The organism is Spirosoma taeanense (genome assembly GCF_013127955.1).
Classification (GTDB): Bacteria; Bacteroidota; Bacteroidia; order Cytophagales; family Spirosomataceae; genus Spirosoma; species Spirosoma taeanense.
The window spans coordinates 910,571-934,360 of record NZ_CP053435.1 but is presented as its reverse complement, the minus strand read 5'-3'; the positions used below and the strand labels follow the sequence as shown (position 1 = coordinate 934,360).

Sequence of the window (23,790 nt, the reverse complement as noted above, 5' to 3'; positions counted from 1 at the left end):
ATGGCGTATCTTTGCCGGAATGAACGCCGTACAATTAAGCCCTCCCACCGGTCCCGTCCGGGCCACCATTCCGCTGGCTTCGTCCAAGAGCGAAAGCAACCGCGCCCTCATCATTGATGCGCTGACCGATTTTCGCTGCGAACTGCAAAATCTGTCTACCGCCCGCGATACGCAGACGATGATCCGGCTGCTGAAGTCAACCGACTCGACAGCCGATGTACTGGATGCCGGGACGACCATGCGTTTCCTGACGGCTTATTTCGCCACGACGGGCCAGCAGAAGACCATGACCGGAACGCCCCGCATGTGCGAGCGGCCGATTGGTATTCTGGTTGACGCCCTGCGCACCCTCGGTGCCGACATTACGTACCTGAACAATGAAGGTTACCCACCCCTGCAGCTTAATGGCTTCCGGGCGGCCGACACGAACCGGGTGAGCATCCGGGGCGACGTCAGCAGCCAGTATATTTCGGCCCTGCTGATGATTGCACCCCGTCTGCCGCAGGGTCTGACCCTCGAACTGACCGGCGCAATTGGCTCACGGCCTTATATCGAGATGACGCTCGAACAGATGCGCTATTTCGGGGCTGACGTTCAGGCCGACTGGGAAGCGAAAACCATTACCGTTGCGTCCAAACCCTACACACCAAAACCCTACGCCATCGAGTCCGACTGGTCGGGCGCGAGTTACTGGTACAGCGTACTGGCCCTGGCCGAAGACGAAACCGCTGAGATTGAGTTGCTGGGTCTGAAAGCCAAATCCCTACAGGGCGATAGCGCCATTGTCGAGATCATGCGCTCGCTGGGTGTCGAAAGCCTTTTTAACGAAACCGGCGTTCGGCTGACGAAAGGCCAGACCGCCACGACGCTGGCCTGGGATTTCACCGACTGCCCCGATCTGGCCCAGACCGTAGCCGTTTGCGCAGCTATGAAAGGCGTAACGCTCACGCTAACGGGTGTCGAAAGTCTGAAAATCAAGGAGACCGACCGCATTGCCGCGCTGCAAGCCGAACTACAAAAAATTGGGGCCGAGCTGGTAGAGACTGAGCCGAACCATCGCTACGAAGTCCGGCAGTTGAGCGCTGCTCCCCAGTCGCCCGCAACCATCGATACGTACGACGACCACCGCATGGCGATGGCTTTTTCCCCTGTAGCCTTGCGGCAGGAGATCATCATCGAGGAGCCGGGCGTTGTCGCCAAATCATACCCCAGTTTCTGGGACGACATGGCGCGGGTCGTTACGGTCAGTTCGCTGGGCCAGTCCGAAAAACAGGCGTCCATTTAGCCGTTCCAGCCAAGATTTCACCACGTAAACCCGACTGATCGATTACGCGAATCTAAGATTTTCGTAATTGGTCAGTCGGGTTTGCATATTCGGTCAGCGACCGGACCAGCGCTGAGCCGGACCTTTGTCGTGTACTAGTTGACTCACAAACTCATGCACACGACAGTAAACACGCTTATTCTGGGCGCAACCGGCAGCATTGGCTATGCCGTAACGGCTAACCTGCTCGCCCGCCGGCTACCCGTTACTATCCTCGTCCGGAACCGGGCCAAAGCCGAAGCCCTTTTTTCTAATCAGCCCACACTCACTATCGTGGAAGGCGACGCGCAGAACGCTTCTTTGCTGAACCGAACTGCGCAGGGAAAAACCCATATTTTCCACGGCATCAATTACCCGTATCATCGGTGGTTCGGCAATATGGACCGGGTTACCCAGAAGATCATCGACGCAGCCGCTCAGAGTCAGGCAACGATTGTTTTCCCCGGCAACGTGTACAACTTTGGTAACGCTCAGGAGCCCATCCGGGAAGACAGCCAACCCAATCCGGTCAGCCGGAAAGGCCAGTTACGTGTCGAGTTGGAAGACCTGCTCGAAGCTGCCGCCCATGCCGGACGCTGCCGGGTGCTGAACGTTCGTCTGCCAGATTTCTGGGGGCCGAATGTACTCAACGACGGTGTCCGGCCCATTTTTGAGAACGCCCTGAATGGGAAAGCGCTGCCCTGGCTTATTAACGCCGATATTCCTCACCAGGCGGTTTATACCCCCGATGCCGCCGAACTAATTGCCCGGCTGATGCTGCGCGATCCGTCAGCTTCTTCTCCTTACGAAGTCTGGAACTATGGCGGCACGACAATTTCCTCTATTCGGTCGTGGTTTGAACAGATCAGCAGGCTGGTCGGTAAACCCCTGAAGATTCAGCTATACAGCCGATTTGCGATCAATGGACTGGCCCTGTTTTTACCCGTTTTGCGGGAAGTAAAAGAGATGCTGTATCTCTACGAAAACACGGTCCTGCTGGACGATCAGAAGATACGGGCTGCGTTCCCGGACTTTAGCCCTACACCCATGCGTCAGGCACTGACCGAAACACTGACGTGGTTCGCAGAGCACCAGCTAAAGCGCTCTTTCACGCCTTCATTGGCGACCAGTTCCTTCGCTTTATCGTAATTCTTTACGTTCAATCAACCTCATGAAAACGCTGCTAAAACTCGAAGAATTGGCTCAGTTCCTGGGCTGTATCGTTCTGTTCACCTATTTGCCCTTTGCCTGGTGGTGGTTTCCGGTCCTGCTGCTCCTGCCCGACCTGAGTATGCTTGGCTATCTGGTGAATCCTGCCGTTGGAGCTGTCTTCTATAACCTTGTCCATAACAAGGCTCTGGGTATTCTGATCGGGCTGCTGGGCCTGCTAACGCATAACCCCTACCTGATGCTGACCGGCATTATCCTGTTTGCCCACTCCAGCATGGACCGGATGGCGGGCTACGGCCTGAAGTACTTCGACAGCTTTAAACACACGAGTTTAGACCTACTGTGATTAGGCCACCTGCCCCAGTCGAAACGCGCCCGGCGTAACGCCCGTCCATTTTTTGAACGACCGAAAAAACACGCTTGGCTCGGCAAAACCCAATAGATAAGCAATGTCGGTCGTGCTCAGGTTCGCTTCGCGTAGGTGCTTAACGGCCAGATCCCGGCGAACATCGTCTAGTAGTTGCTGATACGTAACGCCTTCGTCTTTGAGGTGGAGCTGGAGCGTCCGGACGCCCATAGCCAGTCGGTCGGCAACGGTTGCCAGCGTCGGCTCTTCGCCCTTGAGCAGCGCGATGATTTCCCCTTTCACGCGTGCCGCCAGCGACGGCTGTTGATATCGGGCCGTTGGAAGTTTCTGAAGCAGGGCGTTGGCGTGCTGCTCAAACAGCGGAAACAGACTGGGGTTCGCATTCAGAATCGGGATGTCGAGCAGGGACGCATCGAGCGTCATCGTGGTACAATCGGCATCGAACGTAAGGCGGGCCGGGGCGAACACGCGCTCATGTTCGGACGTATCGACCGGACGCGGGTAGCCAAACGAGATTTCGTTAGCCGTAATCGCCCGTCCCGTCAGCGCCCGAAACGCCGACTGGTAAATTGCCAGCTCGGAGTTCAGCGCGTAGGTCGGGTAAATAATATCCGGGCTCGTTACGTATAGCAACAGAATGAACTCATTGCCATCGCGTCGCCCAACCGTCTGAATACCCTCACAAACGATGTCCTGGTATTCGCAGAGCTTATCGAGTGCTTTGCCCAGCGTTGGGCAGTGCATCATGACGTAGGCCAGCACACCCACGGCAACCGGATTAATCATCTCGCCCAGTTTCAGGGCAATATTCGGGTCGCCGGTGACGGTCACCAGTTCGCGCCAGAGGTCCTGCACCTGCCGGATGGGAATACGTCCATCGGGATCGCCAAGCCGGGCCGGGTCCAGGCCAACGCTGCGGGCGAGCGCATCCGGATCGGCTCCCCTTTGCCGGGCTGCGAATAAAATCAGGTTAACCGATGCAATGGAGAGCGTATGCGGAGTTGACGGGCTGGTCATTTGCAAAAAGGTGTTTGCCGGGCGCAGATTCTCTATTACGTTCAGGAGGTTAACCGGGCAATTTGGCCCTGTAAGTTCCTAAAATAATCGGCGGCCCGCAACAGCCGGCTTCCGTACCACGAAAATAGCTCTCCATCAACCACCAGCACCCGCGCCGACGGGCAGATACTCTGCAATTCGGCAATGTGTTTTTCCGTAAACGGGTACGGCTCCGACGACAGCAAGATCAAATCCGGTCGGACAGCCTGCAAGTCGGCGGGTGTTACTTCGGGGTAGCGCGTCCGATCGGCAAAGGCATTCCGAAAGCCCGCCGTTTCGAGCATCGCGTCAATAAACGTTGCCCGGGCCGCTACCATGTAAGGCTTCCGCCAGATAAAATAGGCCGCGGCAGGCTGGTTCTGACCCGGTTGCGGCAACTGGTCGAATGACGCTGTCAACTGCCGAACCAGTTGCTCCGCCTGCTCGCGTTTACCGGTCAGTTCGCCAACCTCGCGAATCATATTCAGCGCGTCGACCAACGTATTTACATCCGTTACGTGAACCCTAAACTGGCGCTGTAACTCCTCAATCTGCTCGCGTGTATTTTCTTCTTTATTGGCCAGGATCAGATCAGGCTCCAGCACCCTGATCCGGTCAAGATGCAGCGTCTTGGTGCCGCCTACAATGGCCCTATCCCGGACCTTGTCGGCTGGATGAATACAGAACTTAGTAATACCCACAATCTCTTTATCCAGACCCAGATCAATGAGCAGTTCTGTCTGGGAAGGCACGAGCGAAACAATACGTTGCGGAAGCATAGAACAGGCACTCGCCGGTCGAATTTGCCGACTGGGTACTCGTTTAACGGCTTTTAACAAATTATCAATCTGATGCCTGAAATTTTATGCAACTTTTACTTTGTAAAACGCTCCTTACAGCGATGAACCGATATACGCTCACCCTACTTCTGGCCGGCTTACTCACCGGCAGCACTATACAGGCCCAGACGACCGGAGCCGGGCCAGCAAACCGCCTGTCGGGCCGGATTACCTACGAAGGTATGCGCCAGATCGACCGGTCGCAGATGCGCATGGTAATCAACGGGCAGGAAGTCAGGCCTGGTAGTCCGGGGGCACCCGATGCGCCCGAAGGTATGCCCGACGTAATATCCTTTACGCAGAAACTGGTCTTTGCCGGTAACATGGCCAAAGAAGAACGCGACCGGCCCCAGAATATGGTTCGCCAGATGACGATGGACGGCCCCGGCGACTCACCCCGGCCCGCCCAGAATCGCCGAATGAATTTTCCGATTGAGCAGGAATCCTTTCTGGATCTGGCTGGCCACAAACGCATTGAGGTCATGACGATCAAACAGGATTCAGTGACCCAGATGTACCAAACCGAACGCCCGATGCCCACGCCCGAAGGCTGGCAAACGTCCGATAAAACCAAGAAAATTGCGGGTTATCTCTGCCATAAAGCCACCGCTACCCGCCGACCTAATCGCCGGATGCGGGGTAACGGAGCGGCCCCAGCAACTGGCAACGATGCGGCCGAAGAAACATACACCGTCTGGTACACGACCGATCTACCCTTTACGTACTCGCCCGTGGCCGATCTGACGCCACCGGCCGGTGTGGTGCTGCAGATTGAATCAGATAAGGAGTCGTTCAAGGCAACCAAAGTGTCTCTGGAGGCCGTTCCCGAAACGAGCGTACAGCCGCCTAAAAACGCTAAACCTATTGCCGCTGCCGAGATGGAGCAGATTCGCCGGAAAGCGATGGCCGATTTCCGGCAGAAGATGATGACCAATATGCCATTCCCGGGCCGAAATTAGCCTTACGTCGCGCGGATTTGTTCAGTCTCCTCCTCTTATGCGTCTGATTCTGGTTTTCATAATCGCTTTGCTGTCGGGCAGCCTGTTTGGCCAATCGCCGTATGCCGACAAGCCCGGCATCATTCGGGGGGCAGTGGTTGACTCAACTACCCGACAGCCCCTGCTCGAAGCTTCAGTATCGCTACTACTCGCCCGCGATTCTTCGCTGGTTACGTTCGGCATTACCGACGGCGAGGGCCGGTATGTCTTCAAAAATGTGGCGGAGGGCCAGTACCGCGTCCTGGTTACGTATGTCGGCTACCGCAGCAAAGCCCGTCGTATCAGCATTAGCAGCAACAATCCAACCGCCGACGCGGGTACGCTGGATCTGGTGGCCCAGTCGCAGACGTTAACCGAAGTGCAGGTGCAGGGCGAACGGGCACCCATGGCCGTCAAGGGCGATACGCTGGAATTTAATGCCGGCTCATTCAAAACCCAGCCAAATGCGCAGGTTGAAGACCTGCTCAAAAAGCTCCCGGGTATGGAGGTTGACCGCGATGGCAACGTCAAGGCGCAGGGTCAGGAAGTCAAAAAGGTGCTGGTCGATGGGAAACCGTTTTTTGGTAACGATCCTAAAATGGCAACCCGCAATCTGCCCGCCGATATTATCGATAAAGTGCAGGTTTTTGATCAGCAATCCGAACAATCGCAGTTTTCGGGCGTGGACGACGGCGACCGCGAGAAAACCATCAACATCACCACCAAGCGGGACAAGCGGAAAGGCAGTTTCGGACAACAATCCCTGGCGATTGGGCCCAAGCCCCAGGACGACCCGCGCTACTCGGCCCGCGTCAGCCTCAACCGTTTCAACGATGGGCAGCAGGTCTCCGTGCTGGGAATGGCCAATAACATCAACCAGCAGGGCTTTACGGCGCAGGACCTGGGACTCGGCAGTAACTTCGGCGGCAGCGGTCAGGGCTTGGGCGGCAATGCCCGGGGAGGAAACCTCGTTCGCGGGGGCGGTGGTGGCGGTAATTTTGGCGGACAGGGTCAGGTGGGGAACAACGCTATCACGCAGTCGTGGGCGGGGGGATCAACTACCGCGACGGCTGGGGCAAAAAGATAGACGTCGTCAGCAGCTATAACGTATCAAATACCAACACGCTGACCGACCAGCGCAGTCGGCGGGAAAACGTCATTCCTAATAGCGATGGCACCGGCACATCGACCAGCCAGGCCGACTCTGCTTTTGTCACCAACCGGCAGAATGGCTCCGAAAACGGCAATACCAACCACCGGGCTAACCTCCGGCTCGATTATCGCATTGACTCGCTCACCACGATTCGGCTAATTCCCAGCCTATCGTGGCTCCAGTCTGATTATCAGAATCAGAGTCAGTCACAGACGTTTGACGGACAGGGCGGACCGGTAAACACCAGTAACACCAATTACCGGTCAACGGGCAGTGGGTTCACAGGCAACAACTCGTTACTGCTGTTCCGCAAGTTTCGGAAGCGGGGCCGCACTGTATCGCTGAACTGGAACACGTCGCTCAACAACCAGGACAACGAAGGAATCAACCAATCGGTCAATACGTTCGCGCAACCCAATATTCCCATTTCGGGCACCACTACGCCAGGAAGCAGTCAGACAGCAACCGGCGGGTTGTTTGCACAAACGATCAACCAGCGTAACGAGCAGGAAACGCGTTCGATGACGAACAGCATCAACGTTTCCTATACCGAACCGCTATCCATGCGGCAGACCCTCGAATTCCACTACATGCTTTCCAACAACCGCAATACGTCCAATCGGGCCGTTGCCGACTTCAATGAAGCTACGGGGCAGTACGACCGCCCGAATGCCCAACTCAGTAACCAATTTGTCAACACCTACATGACTAACCGGGGCGGCCTGACCTGGCAGACCCGGCGGCTCAAATACACCTATGCCCTCGGTTTCGACGCTCAGCAGGCGGGTTTACGTTCCAACAATCTAAGCCGCGACACGAGCCTGAACCGGACGTTTACGAACTTGCTGCCCAACGCCCTGTTTACGTATAACTTCGCCAAGAACCGGACGCTGCGCCTGAATTACCGAACCCGCGTCAACGCGCCATCGGTCAACCAGTTGCAACCCGTTCCGGACAATACGAATCCGCTGAACATTCGGCTTGGCAACGCTGATCTGCAACCGGAGTTCAGCCATAATCTGTCACTGAATTATAACCGTTTCGAGCCGACAACCTTCCGGAATTTATTTGCTTCGATAAACGTCAGCCGGACGGATAACAAGATTGTGAACTCGACAACCTTTACCCGTTCGGGCGCGCAGATGACCCGGCCGGTCAATACGGATGGCTATTACACCCTGAACGGTTTCCTGGTTCTGGGACGACCAATCCGGTTTGATGAACAGCGGGTTAACGTGAACCTGACGACCAACCTGACCTACAACCGGGGTACCAGCTTCGTAAATAACCAGCCCAATTTAGCTCAGAACTGGCTGATTGGCCAGGGCCTGAGCCTGAACACGAACATTGACGAAAAACTGGATCTGAATCTGGCCGGGAATATTAACCTTCAGTCGGCCCGGTATTCGCTCCAGCCGCAGCAGAACACGACCTTCCTGAACCAGTCGGCCACGCTGGACTTATTTTATCAGCTACCCCTCCGGTTTACGTTCACGACGAACCTGACGTTTAACCACTACGGCGGCAGCACGGGCAGCTATAACCAGTCGTTTACGCTCTGGAATGTGGCTTTAGCCCGGCAGTTGTTCAAGCAGAAACAGGGTGAGCTACGGCTTCAGGTGTTCGATCTGCTAAATCAGAACCAGAGCATCGTTCGGAACGTAACCGACACGTACGTGGAAGAAGTGCAGAGCCGGGTGCTAAACCGATATTTCACCATCAGTTTCGTCTATAACTTACGTCGGTTTGGAGCGGGCGTAACGCCCCCGCAGGATCCCTTCAATCGGACCAATGGCCGTCAGGGCCGGGGTCAGGGTGGTTTCCGACGTAATCAGTAATTACCCGACACTTCGTTATAAACAGCAAAGAGACCGTCCGGACGGTCTCTTTGCTGTTTATAACATGCACATTAAAATTCAATATATTTCTGTAACCAAAAATCTACTTACCTATTGACTATCAATTCAGTAAACATAATGGCATACTAAGCCTGAAATTAAAAGTGTAGAAATTCCTCCTCATTTATTTGGCATTTATTCCCCAATCGCTTAGTTTTATCCAACCTAACTTGGATTTGACCAATTTCTATAATGAAGAAAATGCTCCTGACAGTAATTGCTACTGTCTCGTTTGGCATCGTTCAAGCCCAGACTCCATCCACCGTAACTGAATCAGTACCCGCCGTAACTTCTACTGAAAAATCGTTCTATGAGCAGATTCCGCTCGTAAGCGACGTTATCAGCTTCGCCAAGCAACACCTCAGTATCCGCTACCGTTCTGGCGGCACCACCCAAAGCGGGTTCGACTGCTCCGGGTTCACGCGCTTCTGCTTCAAACATTTCGGCATTTCGTTACCGCATTCCAGCGCAGCGCAGGGCAATGTCGGCCAGGCCATTGACAAAACCGATGCGCAGCCCGGCGATCTGATTCTCTTCAAAGGCCATAGTTCAGGAGGCAACCGGATTGGGCATGTTGGCCTGATTACCGAAGTCGTTGGCGACCGCGTAAAATTCATTCATTCGGCCTGGAGCGGGGGCGTCCGCTACGATTATCTGCACGCCGACTATTACCAGCGTCGGTTTATGGGCGTCCGACGCGTTATTCATCTACTGGCCGATAAATAGTCGGTTTGGCACCTCCCGATTTAACCAACACCAGGAACTCAACTCAATTTCAGCGTCGTTCCCGCGCCCTGCTCAACCGCCGAACATACGTCGTCGGCATGGCAGATGATTACCTTCGCCACTCCTTTTTCCAGCGCCCGAAAGGCATTATCCAGCTTGGGAATCATGCCCTTGTTGATCGTTCCGGCCGCTTTATATTCAGCGTAAACTGCGGGCGTAAGCTCAGCGATGACGCTGTTGTCATCTTCGGGGTTCGCCAAAACGCCTTTTTTCTCGAAGCAATAGACCAGCGTTACTTCGTTGTGAAGAACCATATCGACCGCAATGGCCGAAGCCATGGTGTCGGCATTGGTATTGAGCAGATCACCCGCTGCGCTGTAGGTAATGGGCGCAAAGACGGGCGTCAAATCCTGCCTCAGAAAAAATTGAATCTGTCCTGAATTGACTTCCTCAATATCGCCAACCATCCCGTAGTCGATGTCCTTCACCGGACGCTTGTGAGCGAGAATCGTGCCGGCGTCGGCGCCGGTTATACCAATGGCATTAACGTCCAGCGCCTGTAGTTTGGCAACGATCTGCTTATTGACTAATCCGCCGTAAACCATCGTTACCACATCAAGCATCGGCTGGTCGGTTATCCGGCGGCCTTCCACCATTGTCGTTTCGATACCCAGCTTACCGGCGACCTGTGTAGCGACTTTCCCTCCGCCATGCACAAGCAGTTTGGAACCGGGTAAGCTGGCAAAAGCCGTTAAGAACCGCTTCAGGGCAGCGGGATCATCAATGACGTTACCCCCAATCTTGATAACGATAAGCTTGTTTATAATGGAATTATCGGTGTCTAGCATGACAATTAACGACCAGTTAAGGAAAGCAGAATTTCTTTCAACACGGCCTGCGCCGACCATTCCCGGTTAGCCGCCTGTTCAATGACCAGCGACTGCGGACTATCCAACACCGCATCCGAAACCTTCAGATTACGCCGAACGGGCAGGCAATGCATGAATTTACCCTCGTTTGTTCGCTGCATATCGTCCATCGTTACGGCCCAGGACGGGTCCTGCGTCAATACCTGTCCATACTGGGTGTAGGACGACCAGTTTTTACCGTAAATAAAATCGGCGCCAGCAAAGGCTTCAGCCCGGTCATACGTTACGCGGGCGTTACCAGCAAATTCGGGGGCTAGTTCGTAGCCTTCTGGCTGCGTAATGACAAACTCTACTTTCCCCGCATTGGCCCGGGCGTTCATCCACTCGGAGAACGAGTTGGCAACCGCCTGTGGTAGGGGCTTGAAGTGCGGCAGCCACGTCAGGACGACTTTCGGTTTGGGCGTGTTGCGGGCTTCTTCAATCGTAATACAGTCCGCCAACGACTGCAGCGGGTGGCGGGTAGCCGATTCGAGATTAACAATAGGCACCCGGGCATACTTCGCAAACTGGTGCATGACCTGCTCCCGATAATCTTTGTCGCGGTCTTTCAGCTCGGCAAAGGCCCTAATGCCAATAATGTCGCAATAACGACCGATTACAGCGGCAGCCTCCCGGACGTGTTCGGCTTTGTCGCCGTTCATCAGCACGCCCTCTTCCATTTCCAGCCCCCAACTGTCCTGCCCGACGTTCATGATCATGACGTTGAGTCCCAGATTCTGAGCGGCTTTCTGCGTACTCAGTCGGGTGCGAAGGCTGGAATTAAAGAAAATCAACCCGATAGTTTTGTTCCGGCCAAGATGCTGATCAGCGAAGGGATTGGCTTTAGCCGCCAGACCGGACTGAATCAGCGAATCGAGGTCAGCAACGTCGGCAAGGGAGAGAAAATTGGTCATTACGATTCAGAGGGTCATGCACTAGTCATACACAGTCATCAGCAGTCGTTGACTAACAATGACTGCTGATGACGATAAGACCGTTTAGGATAAAACTTTTACTTCGTGGCTGAGGGCTTCCAGAAACTGGTCGGCTTCATCGATGCCAATAGCCAGCGAAGGCAGAAGCCGGATGGTGTTTTTGCCGGCTACGCCCGTAAACTGCTTATGGGTAAACAACAACGTTTTACGTAGGTCATCCACGGGAAAATCGTATTCGATGCCAATCATCAGCCCCCGGCCACGCAGGTCTTTGAAGCCGCCAATCTGGCGAATACCGTCCATGAAGTACTCGCCCATCCGGGTAGCGTTTTCGATCAGACCCTCTTCTTCCATGATGTCGAGCACGGCGATAGCCGCCGTACAGGCCAGGTGGTTGCCCCCGAAGGTCGTACCCAGCAGGCCATAACTGGCTTTAAATTTGGGGGAAATCAGAATTCCACCAATCGGGAAGCCATTGCCCATGCCTTTTGCCATGGAGATAATATCGGCCTCGATGCCGCTGAATTGATGCGAGAAGAATTTCCCCGACCGACCATAGCCGCACTGAACCCCGTCCAGAATCAGGACAGCGCCAGTTTCGTCGCACCGCTGCCGGAGCGTTTGCAGAAACTCGTCGGTCGCTACGTGGATGCCGCCAACGCCCTGGATTCCCTCAATAATGACCGCGCAGGTCTCACTGGTGATACCCGCCCGGGCAGCTTCTACGTCGTTATAAGGCAAAAACCGAACGTGTTCCTTGTAATTAACCGGAGCCACGATAGCCGGGTTGTCGGTAGCCGCAACGGCCCCGGCCGTTCGGCCATGAAAGGACTTGGAGAAGGCGACAACCTGCGTCCGGCCCGTGTGGAAGGACGCCAGTTTCAGCGCGTTCTCGTTCGCTTCGGCGCCGGAATTACATAGAAACAGCGCATAGTCCGGGTGTTCTGATAAGGCGCCCAGCTTATCGGCCAGTTCCTGCTGCTGCGGTATCCGGACGGAGTTGGAATAGAATGAAATCTTATGAAGCTGATCGGTCAGAGCCTGTACGTACCGGGGGTGCGTATGTCCTACCGAGATGACAGCATGACCGCCGTACAGATCCAGATAACGGGTACCGTGTGTATCCCAGAGGTAGCTGCCCTGCGCCCGAACGGGTTCGATGTCGTAGAGCGGATAAACATTGAACAAATCAGCCATGATCAGACCGTTGATTACACAAGTAGCAAAATGCCCTTTTGGGCGAAAACCGGTGCAAGTTTACGGATAATCAGGCGAAAACGGGTCTAAAACGCAAAAAGGAAGCCCAATGGCTTCCTTACGTTAGCTGGCTCCGGATAAATTAGAACTGATCAATAAACGGTTTAAGAATGGATAAGGCCTGTTCGGGCTGCTCAACCATGCTTAGATGACCAGCATTGTTCAGTGCAGACATGTTTATTCGACTGGATAAGCCCGCCATCTGGCTCGCCTGTTCAAACGGAATAACCTGGTCCTCCTGGCCCAGCACCACCAGTACAGGGAATTGAGCATTCCGAAGCACATCCGTCCGGTCGGGCCGCTCGGCCATGGCTTTCATACCGGCGATGAGGGCTGCGGCTGGCAAACCTTGAAAGCGTTCTACTAACCGATTAACCTGCTCCGGGGGATAGGTAGAAGCAACCAGTTTGGCCATCAGGCCATTGATAAACGGAGCAGAGCCTTCTTTAGCCAGTGCATCAACTGTTTTTGCCCGCTGCTCTTTCTTGGCTGCGTCGTCGGCATAAGCCGTCGAATGAAAAAGAATTAGTCCGCGGACCATATCCGGGTACTCTTCGGCAAACGCTAGGGCAATATATCCGCCCATGGAATGCCCGATTAGAATAACTTCTTCTACCTGAGCCATTTTTAGCCGGGCGTGCAGATCTTCAGCGTAAGCCTCAATGGTTGAGTAATTGGTAAGCCGGGAGAAATCAGGCTTCAGTACTGACTTATTCTCCGATAAAGCCGGATAGATATCGTCCCAGATGGAGGCATCTACACCGTGTCCGTGAATAAGGCAGATAACTGGCGATGAACGCATGGTATAAAAAAACCCTGCAGAACCTGAATGTCCTGCAGGGCTACTTAGGTTGGTTTACTCAAGAATACCAAGCAGAATCAGCACGATACCCACAACGAGCAGAATCAGACCGATAACGCCGATAACACCGCCAAAAATCAGCGACAGGATAAGACCAATGGCGCCAATGATGATACCGTTACGTGTGTTCCGGTTCAACTGTGCTTCATCGGGCGCTACATGGTTTTTTATTTTTTTATCCAGCTTTTTCAGCATCGTGCGCTCCATCAGCGACATTTTCTTGCTTGACGCTGCGTTTGTCGAAACGGTTGCCTTCTCACTCGACGTAGCTAGCATTTCGTTTACCCGCGCTATACGTTTAGTCAGTTTTTTGTTCGATGCCAGCTTGCTGTCATTTCGAACGTAGGCTTCTACCTGACTCATGACCTCCTTGGTTTGAGCAATCTGCTCAGCCGGAGTAGGAGTTACCTCGGGAGCTACTACGGGTGTCGGCTCAGCCACTTCAGCCGGCGTTGCAACGGCTACGGTTTCCGTTTTCGGAGACGAGAACCGCTCGGTTGGCGTGCGCTGAAAATAAGCCACTGGACGGCTGCAGGATGAAAGAATGGCTGCGCCCATCAGGGCCGCAAGAATTGGTTTGGAGAACGTGCTCATAGAGAACGATTTTAATGTGAACAATGGATTTATCAACCACAACAACTGCATCCTTATCCGTTTGTTAGGTTACCTTGTAAAAAACCGGTTTGAATATGATTTAATGAACCATTTGGCGATAAAAAGCCTCCGTCGGTTAGTTAAAACTCGTTGCCAACGGAGGCCTTTCATAAATTGACGTCCCAAGAGTTTGGTTACCTGGTAGCTGTCAGGCTCACAATAAACCAATCAGCAGAACAACCGCCCCAACCAGCAATAATATCAGCCCGATGGTTGCACCCGTGCCGCTCGTGAGCAGCAGCAGCAACAGACCAACAATGACCAGCACCGCGCCGGTTGCCAGCGTTCCTGTACTGGCCATCGCTTTCTCCGGATTGGCGGGGGCCAGTTGCCGGTTTATTTTCTTATTGACTTTCTTCAACATCATCCGCTCCATCAGGCCTGCCTTTCTGGGCGCGTTCGTAGCCGATGGCGTCAGGGTTCCTTTTGCCGAAGCAGAGGCCAGCAGTGTCCGCACACGATTTAATCGCTTGGCTACGGTCTTATCTGCCGACAGTTTGGCATCGTTACGTACGAGAGCAGTTGCCTGCTCCAGGGCTGCGTTAGCCTGCACTACCGGCTCGGTGGTTGTGGCCGCTGTTACGACCGGAGCCTCGACAGTAGCCGGCGTAAGCGTCTCGGTCGTATTAACGGGAGCAGGTGTTGCCGCAATGTGTTCACGCTGACCTGGCTGAAAGTAAGCCACCGGACGGCTACAGGCTGCAAACAGAGTGGCCATCATCAGGCCAGTTACCAGACGTAGTGTAGTGATTTTCATTGGCGTAACGTTTGTTTTAATTGGGTGTAACAATTGAATTATCAACGGCTAAACCGGGTTACCCTCCCTTTGTTATAAACCATCAGAAAATTTCGACTCACTGGTAAAAAAATCCCCGGCTCCTTTCAGAACCAGGGATCAGTTTAATCAATTTTATGCGCTGCCTAAGCCACCGAACGCAGTTGAAAAGTAGTGGATTTGCCAAATTTCTCGCGGGCATACTCCAAACTAATCGTAAACTCTTTAACGCCTGTTTGCGAAGGCATTTCGAACATGGCATCCATGATGATTGATTCGCAGATGGATCGCAGCCCGCGTGCACCAAGTCCGTATTGCAATGCCTGATCGACAATGTAGTTGAGCGCACTCGGGTCCCAGTGGAGCTTGATGTCCTCCATCTGGAACAGTTTATCATACTGTTTGGTGAGGGCGTTTTTGGGCTCCGTCAGAATCTGCATCAGCGCATCGCGGTCGAGCGGTTCGAGGTATGTCAGAATAGGTAACCGGCCAATCAGTTCCGGAATCAGCCCAAACGATTTCAGATCAAGCGCTGAGATATAGCGCATCAGATGCCCTTTTTCAAAGCTATCGTTCAGGCGACGGTCGCCCGAAAAACCAATAGGTCGGGTATTAATCCGCTTCGTAATGTGCCGTTCAATACCATCAAACGCGCCCCCGCAAATGAACAGAATGTTTTCCGTATTCAGCGAGATCATCCGCTGGTCGGGGTGCTTGCGGCCACCCTGGGGCGGTACGTTCACCACCGAGCCTTCGAGCAGTTTCAGCAAGGCCTGCTGCACCCCTTCGCCACTAACATCGCGGGTGATGCTGGGATTGTCGGACTTTCGGGCGATTTTGTCAATCTCGTCAATATAAACGATACCTCGCTCGGCCGCTTCGACATTATAATCAGCGGCCTGCAGCAGCCGGGTCAGAATCGTCTCAACATCCTCGCCTACGTAACCGGCTTCGGTTATGACCGTCGCATCGGCAATGCAGAACGGAACTTCAAGAATCTTGGCGATAGAGCGGGCCAGGTAAGTCTTTCCGGTACCGGTTTCACCGACCATAATGATATTCGACTTTTCAATCGTTACATCATCATTGGTTTTCGGCTGCATGAGCCGCTTATAGTGGTTATACACGGCAACCGTAATCGCTTTCTTGGCATCATCCTGCCCAACAACGTACTGGTCGAGGTGGTGTTTCATATCCACTGGCTTGATGAGGTTGATATGCACCTCCGTCGGTTCACTCTGACGGGGACGCATTTCCTCCAGTACCACCTGGTGGCCCTGTTCAATACAGTAGTTGCAGATGTGCGCGTCGATGCCCGACAGGAGCAGCAGCACCTCGTTTTTGCGCCGTCCGCAGAACGAGCAACTAATTTGTGGCATGTACGTTTGCAGTGTAAATAGCGAAGTTAAATTCGTTCGGATAACGGTGATGTCAGCGCGTCTGCCGAACGAATATGGTTAACGGATCGTATAAGAGCTTTGTTAGTCTAATTTCAGTAAAAAAAACGACCCAGGCGAGCCCAGGTCATCTGTGGTAAGCAAATTTATCCACCGGCGGTCAATTCCCCAAACTATCAGCGCCAAGGGATTAGTTTCTGGTCACCTCTTCATAGGTGTACAACGTAATGTTATCGCGAATTTGGCCCGGCGATGTGGTTTTTACCAGTAATCCCCGCTCGTCATAAAAAGGCGTCAGACCCGTAATCCGGTTGTTTCGATTATAATAGTCCAGGTCCGGCGTAAGCCTGATGATTCCTTTATTGACGTTCTGCCTGTCGTCATATTCATACGTAACTTCTTCGGCCTTTGCCAGCAGAACGGATGTGTGCCGGACGCGAATGATATTTCCTTCCGAATACGTATAATCGTAATTATCAGCCTGGTTGGTATTGAGCTTGATAACCGTTATTCGGGACGGAACGCGGTTAGCTTCGTACATAAACCGATACTCTTCGTAGGGCGTAAAATGAGCAAAGTCGTCTATAGCCTTCGACACCGTAACGGTCTCCACATTCCCCATAGCATCATGGCGGTATATAGCCCGCCAGCCAACAACCCGAGTTGTTCCATCAAGGAATCCACCGTTGGGCAGTTGCTGATCAATGTGGTCAATGCGATTTTCGGCGTTGTAGTAAATCATTGTCCGCCGAACGGCCTGCGGGTTCTCGCCATGTGATGTATAACTGCTTAACCGACCAAGTTGATCATACGTATAGAGGGTTGTGTCGATATTCAGCGTACGTCCGGAAAGCCCCGAATAAGTTGTTCTGACCAGCCGGTATTCCGGCCCCGGATCAGGCGCATCGGGCACCGAGCAGGCCGCAACGCATAACCCAACAAAGAGACCGCTAAACCAACGAACGAGTACACGAATTTTCATACAGGCTGGTCGTTTTCAGTTAAACTGCCTTACTACATATTTTCAGTTGTTCAGTAAACAAAAACCATGCCCCTGGCCCCGGCCCCCCCATATCGTTAACAAAAAAGCGCGGGTTACACAATGGCAACCCGCGCTTTTCACTCGTTCACGACGGCTTAGGTCGTGGGCCGGTCCCGGCGTAGGACTTCGTCGATCAGGCCATATTCTTTTGCTTCGTCGGCCCGCATCCATTTGTCACGGTCCGAATCTTTCTCAATCTCTTCAACGGTCTTGCCCGAATGATGCGCCAGAATCTCGTATAGCTCCACACGCAGCTTAACAATTTCGCGGGCCGTAATCTCAATATCGACCGATTGCCCCTGCGCACCACCCGACGGCTGGTGAATCATGATGCGGGCGTGGGGCAGCGCCGAACGCTTGCCTGCGGCACCACCCGCCAGCAGAACGGCACCCATCGAAGCGGCCAGACTGGTGCAGACTGTCGCTACGTCGGGCCGCACGTACTGCATGGTATCGTAAATACCCAGACCCGCGTAAACCGACCCGCCGGGGCTATTTAAATACATCAGAATGTCTTTCTTCGGATCGGCCGACTCCAGGAAAAGAAGCTGGGCCACAATGATATTGGCGATGTTATCGTCAACGGGCAGACCCATGAAGATGATCCGGTCGGCCATCAGCCGGGAGAATACATCCACCTCACGGAAGTTCATGGGACGCTCTTCAATCACCGAGCGGGTCATGTTCTCAACGGTGTGGTTTACGTAACCGTCCACCGTCAGGCCGTTCAGGCCCATATGATGCACGGCGAATTTGCGGAATTCTTTTTCGTAATTCATAAATGGCGTTTACTCTTTGTTTGAAAACCAATAACAGATGGTGTAAGTTTCGAGATCAAACCCGCCCGGGTCCAGGTAACCTGGCGGGGTATGATTGCACCGAACGGTACAAAAATGCGTTATCATCCCGAAAAGTCCTGTCGGTTCTGGTTTAGAATTTATCGTAGTTACTTGATATGAAGGCATCCATCGCAGAAAAAATACGACTGCAGCGACTCCAGCGCGGTTTGTCGCAGGAAAATATGGCGGATATGCTTAATCTGTCCACAACGGCGTATGGCGACATTGAGCGCGGCAAAACCGACCTGACCATTGCGCGGCTGACCCAGATTGCCGATGCTCTTAATGTCTCGCCCTTGGCCCTGCTGACCGACGAAGCCGTATCGGCCCAGATTGTTGAGCCCAAAGCTGACCCAGCCACTACCCACGAACTGGATAAACTCCGCCTGACTGTCGAGAAGCAACATGTGGAACTGGATAAACTTCGCCTGGAGGCCGACTACTGGAAACGGAAATACGACGACCGCATCGCAATGGATTTGTTACGGTCCATGGGCGTCGAGCAGAAGCGCGAGCGGATCGGATTCTGAAGTTTATTCGCAAAATTATCCTTCTAAAACAGCCCGGCCTTCAGTCAGGGAATGAGCGCGCTCTTTGTACATTTGCCGGGGCCGGTTCCGCCCCTGGATCTTCGTATTCGCTACCGCTTACAAACACTTTTTTGAATGAACGAACACAGTAAACAATTCCTGTACCAGTACCTGAATAATGCCTCCCCCACTGGCTTTGAATCATCGGGGCAGCAAATCTGGCTGGATTACCTTAAGCCTTACACCGATGAGTACATCGTAGATACCTATGGCACAGCGGTAGGAGTCATTGGTCCCGGCAAGGACTATAAAGTTGTCATCGAGGCTCACTCCGACGAGATTTCGTGGTTTGTCAATTACATTTCCGACGATGGTTATCTGTTCGTTCGGCGGAACGGCGGCTCCGATGCGCTCATTGCGCCGTCCATGCGGGTTCATCTGCACACTAAAAAAGGCGTTGTTGATGGAGTATTCGGCTGGCCGGCTATTCACGTTCGGGATCTGGCTAAAGACACCGCGCCGAAGGTAACCGACCTGTTCATTGATGTAGGGGCGGCCACGAAGCAGGAAGTCCTGGATATGGGCATTCATGTTGGCACGGTCTGCACCTTCTCCGACGGCCTGATGGAGTTGAACGGGCGCTATTTTGTGGGTCGGGCGCTCGACAACCGCATGGGTGGTTTCATGATCGCCGAAGTAGCACGGCTGCTGAAAGAAAACAACGTTACGCTGCCCTTTACGCTCTACGTTGTCAACGCGGTTCAGGAAGAAATTGGCCTGCGCGGGGCTGAAATGATTGCCCGGCGGCTCCGACCTGACCTCGCCATCTGCACGGACGTAACGCATGACACCCAGTCGCCCAAGTACGACAAGAAAGAACAGGGCGACCTGAAATGTGGCGACGGTCCGGTGCTGTGTTACGGTCCGGCGGTGCAGAACAACGTGCTCGATTTCATGATCGGCGTGGCTGAACAGCAGGGCATCGCCTTTCAGCGACAGGCCGTTAGTCGCTCAACGGGTACGGATACCGATGCGTTCGCCTATGCAACCGAGGGTATCGCATCCGCTCTGATTTCGCTGCCGCTGAAGTATATGCACACGACCGTTGAGACGGTACACATGGACGATGTCCAGAACGTAATCCGGCTCATGTACGAAACCCTGCTCGCGCTGAAAGGGGGGGAAGATTTCCGCTACATCAAGTAAACTAAAAAGGGGCTGCTTGCAGCCCCTTTTTAGTTTACCCAAATACCAATTTCCCTTCTTCTTTACCCACCGACAGGCTTATTGTCCGGCCGATGGGCAAGGCCAGATTATAGTCAACGTGCCCGGCCGGAAAGTTGAACAAGACAGGATACTTATAGTCCGACACAGCCTCGGCAATGATTTCAAAGGCATCTTTGCCGAACGGCAGCGACAGGTTTACGCGCATGTCGGTAAACTGCCCCACGACCAAACCCGCCAGCCCCGCCAGCCGCCCCGACCGACGTAACTGCGTCATCATCCGATCGAGGGAAAAAAGCGTTTCGTCAATATCTTCGATAAAGAGAATCGTTCCTGCAAAATTCAGATCGGTAGGCGTGCCAAGCGAATTGATCAGCAGGGTTAGGTTGCCACCGACCAATGGCCCAGTAGCCTGCCCTAAACGGTTGAGCGGATGCGCAAGCACCGCATATTGATCCCGTATCTCACCAAACAACCACTGCCGCAGCGATTCGAGTGACTCGGCCCGCTCAATCCCGCCAAATTGCCGGGGCATTAGTCCGTGCAGGCTTTGCACGCCCTGATTATAAAACAAGCTAAGCAGCACCGTTACGTCGCTAAAGCCAATGAGCCATTTGGGATGTTGCTGCAAACCACTCAAATCAAGACCATCGGCGATGCGGTAGCAGCCATAGCCACCGCGCGCAGCAAACACCGCCCGTATCGTCGGGTCGTCCAGAAAGCGCTGCAGATCGGCCCGGCGCAACGCATCGGAGCCCGCAAAGGGGCCATCGACCGCCCGCAAGCTTTCGCCTTCGATCACGTTGAGCTGCCAGTCGTCGTGTAAGATCCGCAGCCCCTCGGCCAGTTCTTCGTAGGGAAACCAACTGGCCGGCGACATCACCGCGACTGTATCGCCGGGGCGTAAAAAAGAAGGAATTTGCATGCTGATAAGCAACAGGCAGTCGCCGGGCGACTACCTTCGGTTCAATTAAGCGGGACTTCGTCGGTTTCGTCGAGTTTGTTCAGGTCGAGCGTCACCATCCCATGCTGACTCCCGTCGAACATCGCCCGGAATTTTCGTCCCCAGAGCACCTCATCGTAGCGGTACGAGTATCGGGTGTGGACCGTCTGCGAGAACGTATCGTCCGTTGCCCGCAGCAAAATTAGGAATTCTGCGTCGGAATTAGCCAGGTCTTCGGGTGTGCAGCCGTGCAGCGGGCTTTCGGTCGTAATGGGATGAACCAGCGTCCAGTTGGTCGGAAAGAACGCTACCTTATGTCGTTCGAGATTCAGGCTGTTATACCGTCGATACTTCGTACCATCAGGCCTGGTTTCGAGACGCGAGAGAGATACCTCGACCTCGACATCGATCAGTTGGTTGGCCCGCGCATTGATAACCCGAAACATCCACCCATTTACGTCCAGATACGGTGCGAAAACCGCTTTTGCCGAAAAACGGATATGCGCAGTTGGCCTCGAAAACCGGCCGTACAGTAAACCGGTTGCCAGGGCAAAGGCTAGTAACCCCAGCATGGATTCGAAGGCGGCAATTGAGCTGGTCAGGAAACTGTTGGGAGCAATGTGTCCATAGCCCACTGTTGTAAGTGTCTGCGCGCTAAAAAAGAACGCCTTCCAGAAATCACCATTAAACGCCTGATCGTTTGAGCTTTTCAGGTTGTCGGCCCCCGCCAGCATATAAATACCGGCAAATACTAGATTGGCCACCAGATAAGCGAGAATAACCCAGCTCAAAAAACTGGCCCATCTCATCATAATCAACCGATTGTATACATTAAGCCGGTCCCAGAATGCCTCGTTTACCCGCTTTATATTAAAACTCCCGTCTTTGTTAATCAGCCGTGAGTACGCTTCACTGAGCTTAGTACCGAAGCCAAGATCCTGACGCTGCTCTTCCTGATGAACCAGCTGGCTATCAGCCCCTCGCAAGTTTTTTGGAGACGTTGATGTAATTGGAGACATATTTCACAAAGGCAACATAATGAACAGACCTGTCGGTCTGGATGACAACTTTAAGCTAAGTTTAATTCAACATCATTCCATCAATAAGTATAACTACCTACTTTAGTGCTTCTAAATTACCTACCGTAACATACCCAAAAGCAGAAATGAAAACCGATTATGGGATGATTAGTCTGATCGTACCGGCCTATAACGAAGAAGAGAACCTGCCGGTTCTTATTCATCGGCTCATGGCTGTGATGGAGCCCTATGGTTCCTATGAACTATTAATTATCGACGACGGCAGCACCGATCAGACTCGGCACGTACTGCGCCAATTAAGTAAGGCGTATGCTGTGGTCCGGTATCTATCTTTTTCCCGAAACTTCGGCCACCAGATGGCCCTGCGGGCCGGGTATGAACACGCCCGGGGGAGGCCATCATCTGCCTTGACGCCGACCTGCAGCATCCTCCGGAGCTGATTCCTGCGCTGATTGCCAAATGGCGTGAAGGTTACGAAGTGGTTTATACAGTCCGCCAGGCTGACCCAAAGTTATCGTGGTTCAAACGCTCCACGTCAAAAGCGTTCTATACCCTACTGCGCAATGTTTCAAATCTGCAGCTTGAAGACGGTGCAGCTGACTTCCGGCTGCTCGACCGTAAGGTTGTTGACACAATAAACGAGTTTAAAGAAAACGATCTGTTTCTGCGCGGGGCTATTTCGTGGATTGGCTTCCAGCAATGCCGGATTATTTACCAGCCGGCGGCCCGTTACGCCGGGCGCTCGAAGTACTCGTTCCGCAAGATGCTCAAACTGGCCGCCATGGGCATTACGTCGTTCTCGACACGGCCGCTATATTTGTCTGTTTTGCTGGGCTTCGGCATGTCATTGTTTGCCACTCTGTTCGGCGCAGAAGTATTGTATGAATACTTTTTCACGAACGCGACTGTATCGGGCTGGACAACTCTGGTAGTCCTGATGGCCCTGATCGGCGGGGTTCAGTTTATCATGATCGGCATTATTGGGGTCTATCTAGGCAAAACCTTCATCGAAGTAAAGCAACGACCGGCTTATATCATCGGCGATACCAGTGAGATTGAGGAGACCGTAACGACAACATGGAAAGCACAAACCAAGCAGCCGATCCGGCCTATCAAAACCGCTATGGAGACCGAGCGATTTTATTCACCGTTGACGTAGAAGAGTTTGACACCGCCGTTGAATTTGGCCATGATATTTCCTTAAGCGAACAAATTGCCGTTTCAACGCAGGGCCTGCGACTGCTCGCCGAACGCTTCGATGCTGTCGGCACCCGCGCTACGCTGTTTACAACGGCCAACTACGCCCTGCACGAGCCAGAACTGATTCAGGGCCTGGCAACAAAGCACGAAATTGCGTCGCATGGCTATTACCACACGACGTTTGAACCGGCTGATCTGCTCAAATCGCGGCTCGCGCTCGAAAAGTTGCTTGGCCGTCCCGTAACCGGATTCCGGCGGGCACGCATGGGATTTGTTGACCCGAACGATGTGCAACAGGCGGGTTATCGGTACAATTCATCTCTGCACCCCACTTACCTGCCGGGTCGGTATAACCACTGGGGTGAGCCCCGGCATCCGTTTCAGGAAATGGGCGTGTGGCAGGTGCCGGCCTCGGTAACCCCAACGCTGCGGTTGCCCCTATTCTGGCTGAGCCTGAAGAACTTTCCGTTTAGCTATTATAAACAGCTTTGCCGCCAGACGCTCCAGTCCGACGGTTTTCTGAACTTATACGTTCATCCGTGGGAATTCACCGACTTGTCGGCCTACGGCAATATCCCAACGTATGTTCGTCGGCACTCCCGCGACGCCCTACTCGACCGGGTCGAAAGTTTGTTACGGTATTTAAAGCCAATGGGCGAATTCAGCACGATGGATGAGTTCGTCGAGCAATTGTCCATTCGCTAACATTTTTTAAA

Annotated in this window: 23 protein-coding genes and 1 pseudogene; 11 read left to right on the top strand and 13 right to left on the bottom strand. The window is 53.5% G+C overall.

The window, feature by feature from the left end:
- Positions 1-19 precede the first annotated feature (19 nt).
- From HNV11_RS04020 to HNV11_RS04010, 3 genes are all read left to right on the top strand, one after another.
- Positions 20-1,285: a 3-phosphoshikimate 1-carboxyvinyltransferase gene (locus tag HNV11_RS04020; RefSeq protein ID WP_171738436.1), complete on the top strand. Its 1,266-nt coding sequence runs from the start codon at positions 20-22 to the stop codon at positions 1,283-1,285.
- Positions 1,286-1,438: 153 nt separating this feature from the next.
- Entirely contained in the window at positions 1,439-2,452 is a 1,014-nt protein-coding gene (locus HNV11_RS04015) for an NAD(P)H-binding protein (RefSeq protein ID WP_171738435.1), read from the top strand.
- 22 nt (positions 2,453-2,474) lie between these two features.
- Entirely contained in the window at positions 2,475-2,819 is a 345-nt protein-coding gene (locus tag HNV11_RS04010) for a DUF4260 domain-containing protein (RefSeq protein ID WP_171738434.1), read from the top strand.
- On the opposite strand, the gene HNV11_RS04005 is transcribed toward HNV11_RS04010, so the two are convergent.
- Both HNV11_RS04005 and HNV11_RS04000 read right to left on the bottom strand, forming a co-directional pair.
- Entirely contained in the window at positions 2,820-3,857 is a 1,038-nt protein-coding gene (locus tag HNV11_RS04005; RefSeq protein ID WP_171738433.1) for an AraC family transcriptional regulator, read from the bottom strand. It abuts the gene before it with no gap.
- 41 nt (positions 3,858-3,898) lie between these two features.
- A complete protein-coding gene (locus HNV11_RS04000) occupies positions 3,899-4,654 on the bottom strand; it encodes an ABC transporter substrate-binding protein (protein ID WP_171738432.1) in 756 nt (251 codons plus the stop codon).
- A gap of 122 nt (positions 4,655-4,776) precedes the next feature.
- On the opposite strand from HNV11_RS04000, the gene HNV11_RS03995 reads away from it, so the two are divergent.
- The 4 genes from HNV11_RS03995 (at position 4,777) to HNV11_RS03985 (ending at position 9,468) form a co-directional block, all read left to right on the top strand.
- Positions 4,777-5,673 carry a GLPGLI family protein gene (locus tag HNV11_RS03995; RefSeq protein WP_171738431.1) on the top strand — a complete coding sequence of 299 codons (897 nt, stop codon included), beginning with the start codon at positions 4,777-4,779 and terminating at the stop codon, positions 5,671-5,673.
- Between the two features lie 37 nt (positions 5,674-5,710).
- On the top strand, positions 5,711-6,778 hold the full coding sequence (locus tag HNV11_RS24130; protein ID WP_317168058.1) for a carboxypeptidase regulatory-like domain-containing protein: 1,068 nt from the start codon (positions 5,711-5,713) through the stop codon (positions 6,776-6,778).
- Positions 6,733-8,682: a TonB-dependent receptor domain-containing protein gene (locus HNV11_RS03990; protein ID WP_317168057.1), complete on the top strand. Its 1,950-nt coding sequence runs from the start codon at positions 6,733-6,735 to the stop codon at positions 8,680-8,682. Before HNV11_RS24130 ends, HNV11_RS03990 begins: the two co-directional genes overlap by 46 nt.
- A 252-nt stretch (positions 8,683-8,934) precedes the next feature.
- Positions 8,935-9,468, top strand: coding sequence for a C40 family peptidase (locus HNV11_RS03985; RefSeq protein WP_171738430.1), 534 nt, complete (start codon positions 8,935-8,937; stop codon positions 9,466-9,468).
- 38 nt (positions 9,469-9,506) lie between these two features.
- Here HNV11_RS03985 and argB read toward each other — a convergent pair whose 3' ends face one another.
- From argB to HNV11_RS03940, 9 genes are all read right to left on the bottom strand, one after another.
- Positions 9,507-10,316 (bottom strand): acetylglutamate kinase, encoded by an 810-nt coding sequence (argB, locus tag HNV11_RS03980; RefSeq protein WP_240163754.1) that lies wholly within the window; start codon positions 10,314-10,316, stop codon positions 9,507-9,509.
- A 5-nt stretch (positions 10,317-10,321) separates the two neighbouring features.
- Positions 10,322-11,290 (bottom strand): N-acetylornithine carbamoyltransferase, encoded by a 969-nt coding sequence (locus tag HNV11_RS03975; protein ID WP_171738429.1) that lies wholly within the window; start codon positions 11,288-11,290, stop codon positions 10,322-10,324.
- A gap of 84 nt (positions 11,291-11,374) precedes the next feature.
- Positions 11,375-12,508: an aspartate aminotransferase family protein gene (locus tag HNV11_RS03970; RefSeq protein WP_171738428.1), complete on the bottom strand. Its 1,134-nt coding sequence runs from the start codon at positions 12,506-12,508 to the stop codon at positions 11,375-11,377.
- A gap of 142 nt (positions 12,509-12,650) precedes the next feature.
- Positions 12,651-13,370, bottom strand: coding sequence for an alpha/beta fold hydrolase (locus HNV11_RS03965; protein WP_171738427.1), 720 nt, complete (start codon positions 13,368-13,370; stop codon positions 12,651-12,653).
- A gap of 54 nt (positions 13,371-13,424) precedes the next feature.
- Positions 13,425-14,024 carry a hypothetical protein gene (locus HNV11_RS03960; RefSeq protein ID WP_171738426.1) on the bottom strand — a complete coding sequence of 200 codons (600 nt, stop codon included), beginning with the start codon at positions 14,022-14,024 and terminating at the stop codon, positions 13,425-13,427.
- Positions 14,025-14,238: 214 nt separating this feature from the next.
- Entirely contained in the window at positions 14,239-14,841 is a 603-nt protein-coding gene (locus HNV11_RS03955; protein WP_171738425.1) for a hypothetical protein, read from the bottom strand.
- A 164-nt stretch (positions 14,842-15,005) separates the two neighbouring features.
- Positions 15,006-16,238 carry an ATP-dependent Clp protease ATP-binding subunit ClpX gene (clpX, locus tag HNV11_RS03950; protein WP_171738424.1) on the bottom strand — a complete coding sequence of 411 codons (1,233 nt, stop codon included), beginning with the start codon at positions 16,236-16,238 and terminating at the stop codon, positions 15,006-15,008.
- Positions 16,239-16,446: 208 nt separating this feature from the next.
- Complete coding sequence (locus HNV11_RS03945; RefSeq protein ID WP_171738423.1) at positions 16,447-17,238, bottom strand: hypothetical protein; 792 nt, start codon at positions 17,236-17,238, stop codon at positions 16,447-16,449.
- Between the two features lie 155 nt (positions 17,239-17,393).
- Complete coding sequence (locus HNV11_RS03940) at positions 17,394-18,077, bottom strand: ClpP family protease (protein WP_171738422.1); 684 nt, start codon at positions 18,075-18,077, stop codon at positions 17,394-17,396.
- Between the two features lie 176 nt (positions 18,078-18,253).
- Between HNV11_RS03940 and HNV11_RS03935 the strand changes: the two genes are divergently transcribed.
- Together HNV11_RS03935 and HNV11_RS03930 are read left to right on the top strand one after the other, a co-directional pair.
- Positions 18,254-18,667 carry a helix-turn-helix domain-containing protein gene (locus tag HNV11_RS03935; RefSeq protein ID WP_171738421.1) on the top strand — a complete coding sequence of 138 codons (414 nt, stop codon included), beginning with the start codon at positions 18,254-18,256 and terminating at the stop codon, positions 18,665-18,667.
- Positions 18,668-18,802: 135 nt separating this feature from the next.
- Entirely contained in the window at positions 18,803-19,873 is a 1,071-nt protein-coding gene (locus HNV11_RS03930; RefSeq protein ID WP_171738420.1) for a M42 family metallopeptidase, read from the top strand.
- Positions 19,874-19,907: 34 nt separating this feature from the next.
- Here the strand turns inward: HNV11_RS03930 and HNV11_RS03925 are convergent, their stop codons facing one another.
- The gene (locus HNV11_RS03925; RefSeq protein ID WP_171738419.1) at positions 19,908-20,816 is read right to left on the bottom strand and encodes a S66 peptidase family protein; all 909 of its coding nucleotides are present in this window, start codon (positions 20,814-20,816) and stop codon (positions 19,908-19,910) included.
- A gap of 41 nt (positions 20,817-20,857) precedes the next feature.
- The gene (locus HNV11_RS03920) at positions 20,858-21,853 is read right to left on the bottom strand and encodes an ion channel (protein WP_171738418.1); all 996 of its coding nucleotides are present in this window, start codon (positions 21,851-21,853) and stop codon (positions 20,858-20,860) included.
- A gap of 146 nt (positions 21,854-21,999) precedes the next feature.
- On the opposite strand from HNV11_RS03920, the pseudogene HNV11_RS03915 reads away from it, so the two are divergent.
- Together HNV11_RS03915 and HNV11_RS03910 are read left to right on the top strand one after the other, a co-directional pair.
- Positions 22,000-23,033 (top strand): annotated as a pseudogene (locus HNV11_RS03915) (glycosyltransferase family 2 protein).
- Positions 22,952-23,779 carry a polysaccharide deacetylase family protein gene (locus HNV11_RS03910; protein ID WP_171738417.1) on the top strand — a complete coding sequence of 276 codons (828 nt, stop codon included), beginning with the start codon at positions 22,952-22,954 and terminating at the stop codon, positions 23,777-23,779. Before HNV11_RS03915 ends, HNV11_RS03910 begins: the two are co-directional and overlap by 82 nt.
- Positions 23,780-23,790 lie beyond the last annotated feature (11 nt).

What these genes read in the sequence shown, in the direction of transcription:
- HNV11_RS04020 (WP_171738436.1), top strand. Translation starts at nt 20, where the DNA reads ATGAACGCCGTACAATTAAGCCCTCCCACCGGTCCCGTCCGGGCCACC.
- HNV11_RS04015 (WP_171738435.1), top strand. Translation starts at nt 1,439, where the DNA reads ATGCACACGACAGTAAACACGCTTATTCTGGGCGCAACCGGCAGCATT.
- HNV11_RS04010 (WP_171738434.1), top strand. Translation starts at nt 2,475, where the DNA reads ATGAAAACGCTGCTAAAACTCGAAGAATTGGCTCAGTTCCTGGGCTGT.
- HNV11_RS04005 (WP_171738433.1), bottom strand. Translation starts at nt 3,857, where the DNA reads ATGACCAGCCCGTCAACTCCGCATACGCTCTCCATTGCATCGGTTAAC.
- HNV11_RS04000 (WP_171738432.1), bottom strand. Translation starts at nt 4,654, where the DNA reads ATGCTTCCGCAACGTATTGTTTCGCTCGTGCCTTCCCAGACAGAACTG.
- HNV11_RS03995 (WP_171738431.1), top strand. Translation starts at nt 4,777, where the DNA reads ATGAACCGATATACGCTCACCCTACTTCTGGCCGGCTTACTCACCGGC.
- HNV11_RS24130 (WP_317168058.1), top strand. Translation starts at nt 5,711, where the DNA reads ATGCGTCTGATTCTGGTTTTCATAATCGCTTTGCTGTCGGGCAGCCTG.
- HNV11_RS03985 (WP_171738430.1), top strand. Translation starts at nt 8,935, where the DNA reads ATGAAGAAAATGCTCCTGACAGTAATTGCTACTGTCTCGTTTGGCATC.
- argB (WP_240163754.1), bottom strand. Translation starts at nt 10,316, where the DNA reads ATGCTAGACACCGATAATTCCATTATAAACAAGCTTATCGTTATCAAG.
- HNV11_RS03975 (WP_171738429.1), bottom strand. Translation starts at nt 11,290, where the DNA reads ATGACCAATTTTCTCTCCCTTGCCGACGTTGCTGACCTCGATTCGCTG.
- HNV11_RS03970 (WP_171738428.1), bottom strand. Translation starts at nt 12,508, where the DNA reads ATGGCTGATTTGTTCAATGTTTATCCGCTCTACGACATCGAACCCGTT.
- HNV11_RS03965 (WP_171738427.1), bottom strand. Translation starts at nt 13,370, where the DNA reads ATGCGTTCATCGCCAGTTATCTGCCTTATTCACGGACACGGTGTAGAT.
- HNV11_RS03960 (WP_171738426.1), bottom strand. Translation starts at nt 14,024, where the DNA reads ATGAGCACGTTCTCCAAACCAATTCTTGCGGCCCTGATGGGCGCAGCC.
- HNV11_RS03955 (WP_171738425.1), bottom strand. Translation starts at nt 14,841, where the DNA reads ATGAAAATCACTACACTACGTCTGGTAACTGGCCTGATGATGGCCACT.
- clpX (WP_171738424.1), bottom strand. Translation starts at nt 16,238, where the DNA reads ATGCCACAAATTAGTTGCTCGTTCTGCGGACGGCGCAAAAACGAGGTG.
- HNV11_RS03945 (WP_171738423.1), bottom strand. Translation starts at nt 17,238, where the DNA reads ATGAAAATTCGTGTACTCGTTCGTTGGTTTAGCGGTCTCTTTGTTGGG.
- HNV11_RS03940 (WP_171738422.1), bottom strand. Translation starts at nt 18,077, where the DNA reads ATGAATTACGAAAAAGAATTCCGCAAATTCGCCGTGCATCATATGGGC.
- HNV11_RS03935 (WP_171738421.1), top strand. Translation starts at nt 18,254, where the DNA reads ATGAAGGCATCCATCGCAGAAAAAATACGACTGCAGCGACTCCAGCGC.
- HNV11_RS03930 (WP_171738420.1), top strand. Translation starts at nt 18,803, where the DNA reads ATGAACGAACACAGTAAACAATTCCTGTACCAGTACCTGAATAATGCC.
- HNV11_RS03925 (WP_171738419.1), bottom strand. Translation starts at nt 20,816, where the DNA reads ATGCAAATTCCTTCTTTTTTACGCCCCGGCGATACAGTCGCGGTGATG.
- HNV11_RS03920 (WP_171738418.1), bottom strand. Translation starts at nt 21,853, where the DNA reads ATGTCTCCAATTACATCAACGTCTCCAAAAAACTTGCGAGGGGCTGAT.
- HNV11_RS03910 (WP_171738417.1), top strand. Translation starts at nt 22,952, where the DNA reads ATGGAAAGCACAAACCAAGCAGCCGATCCGGCCTATCAAAACCGCTAT.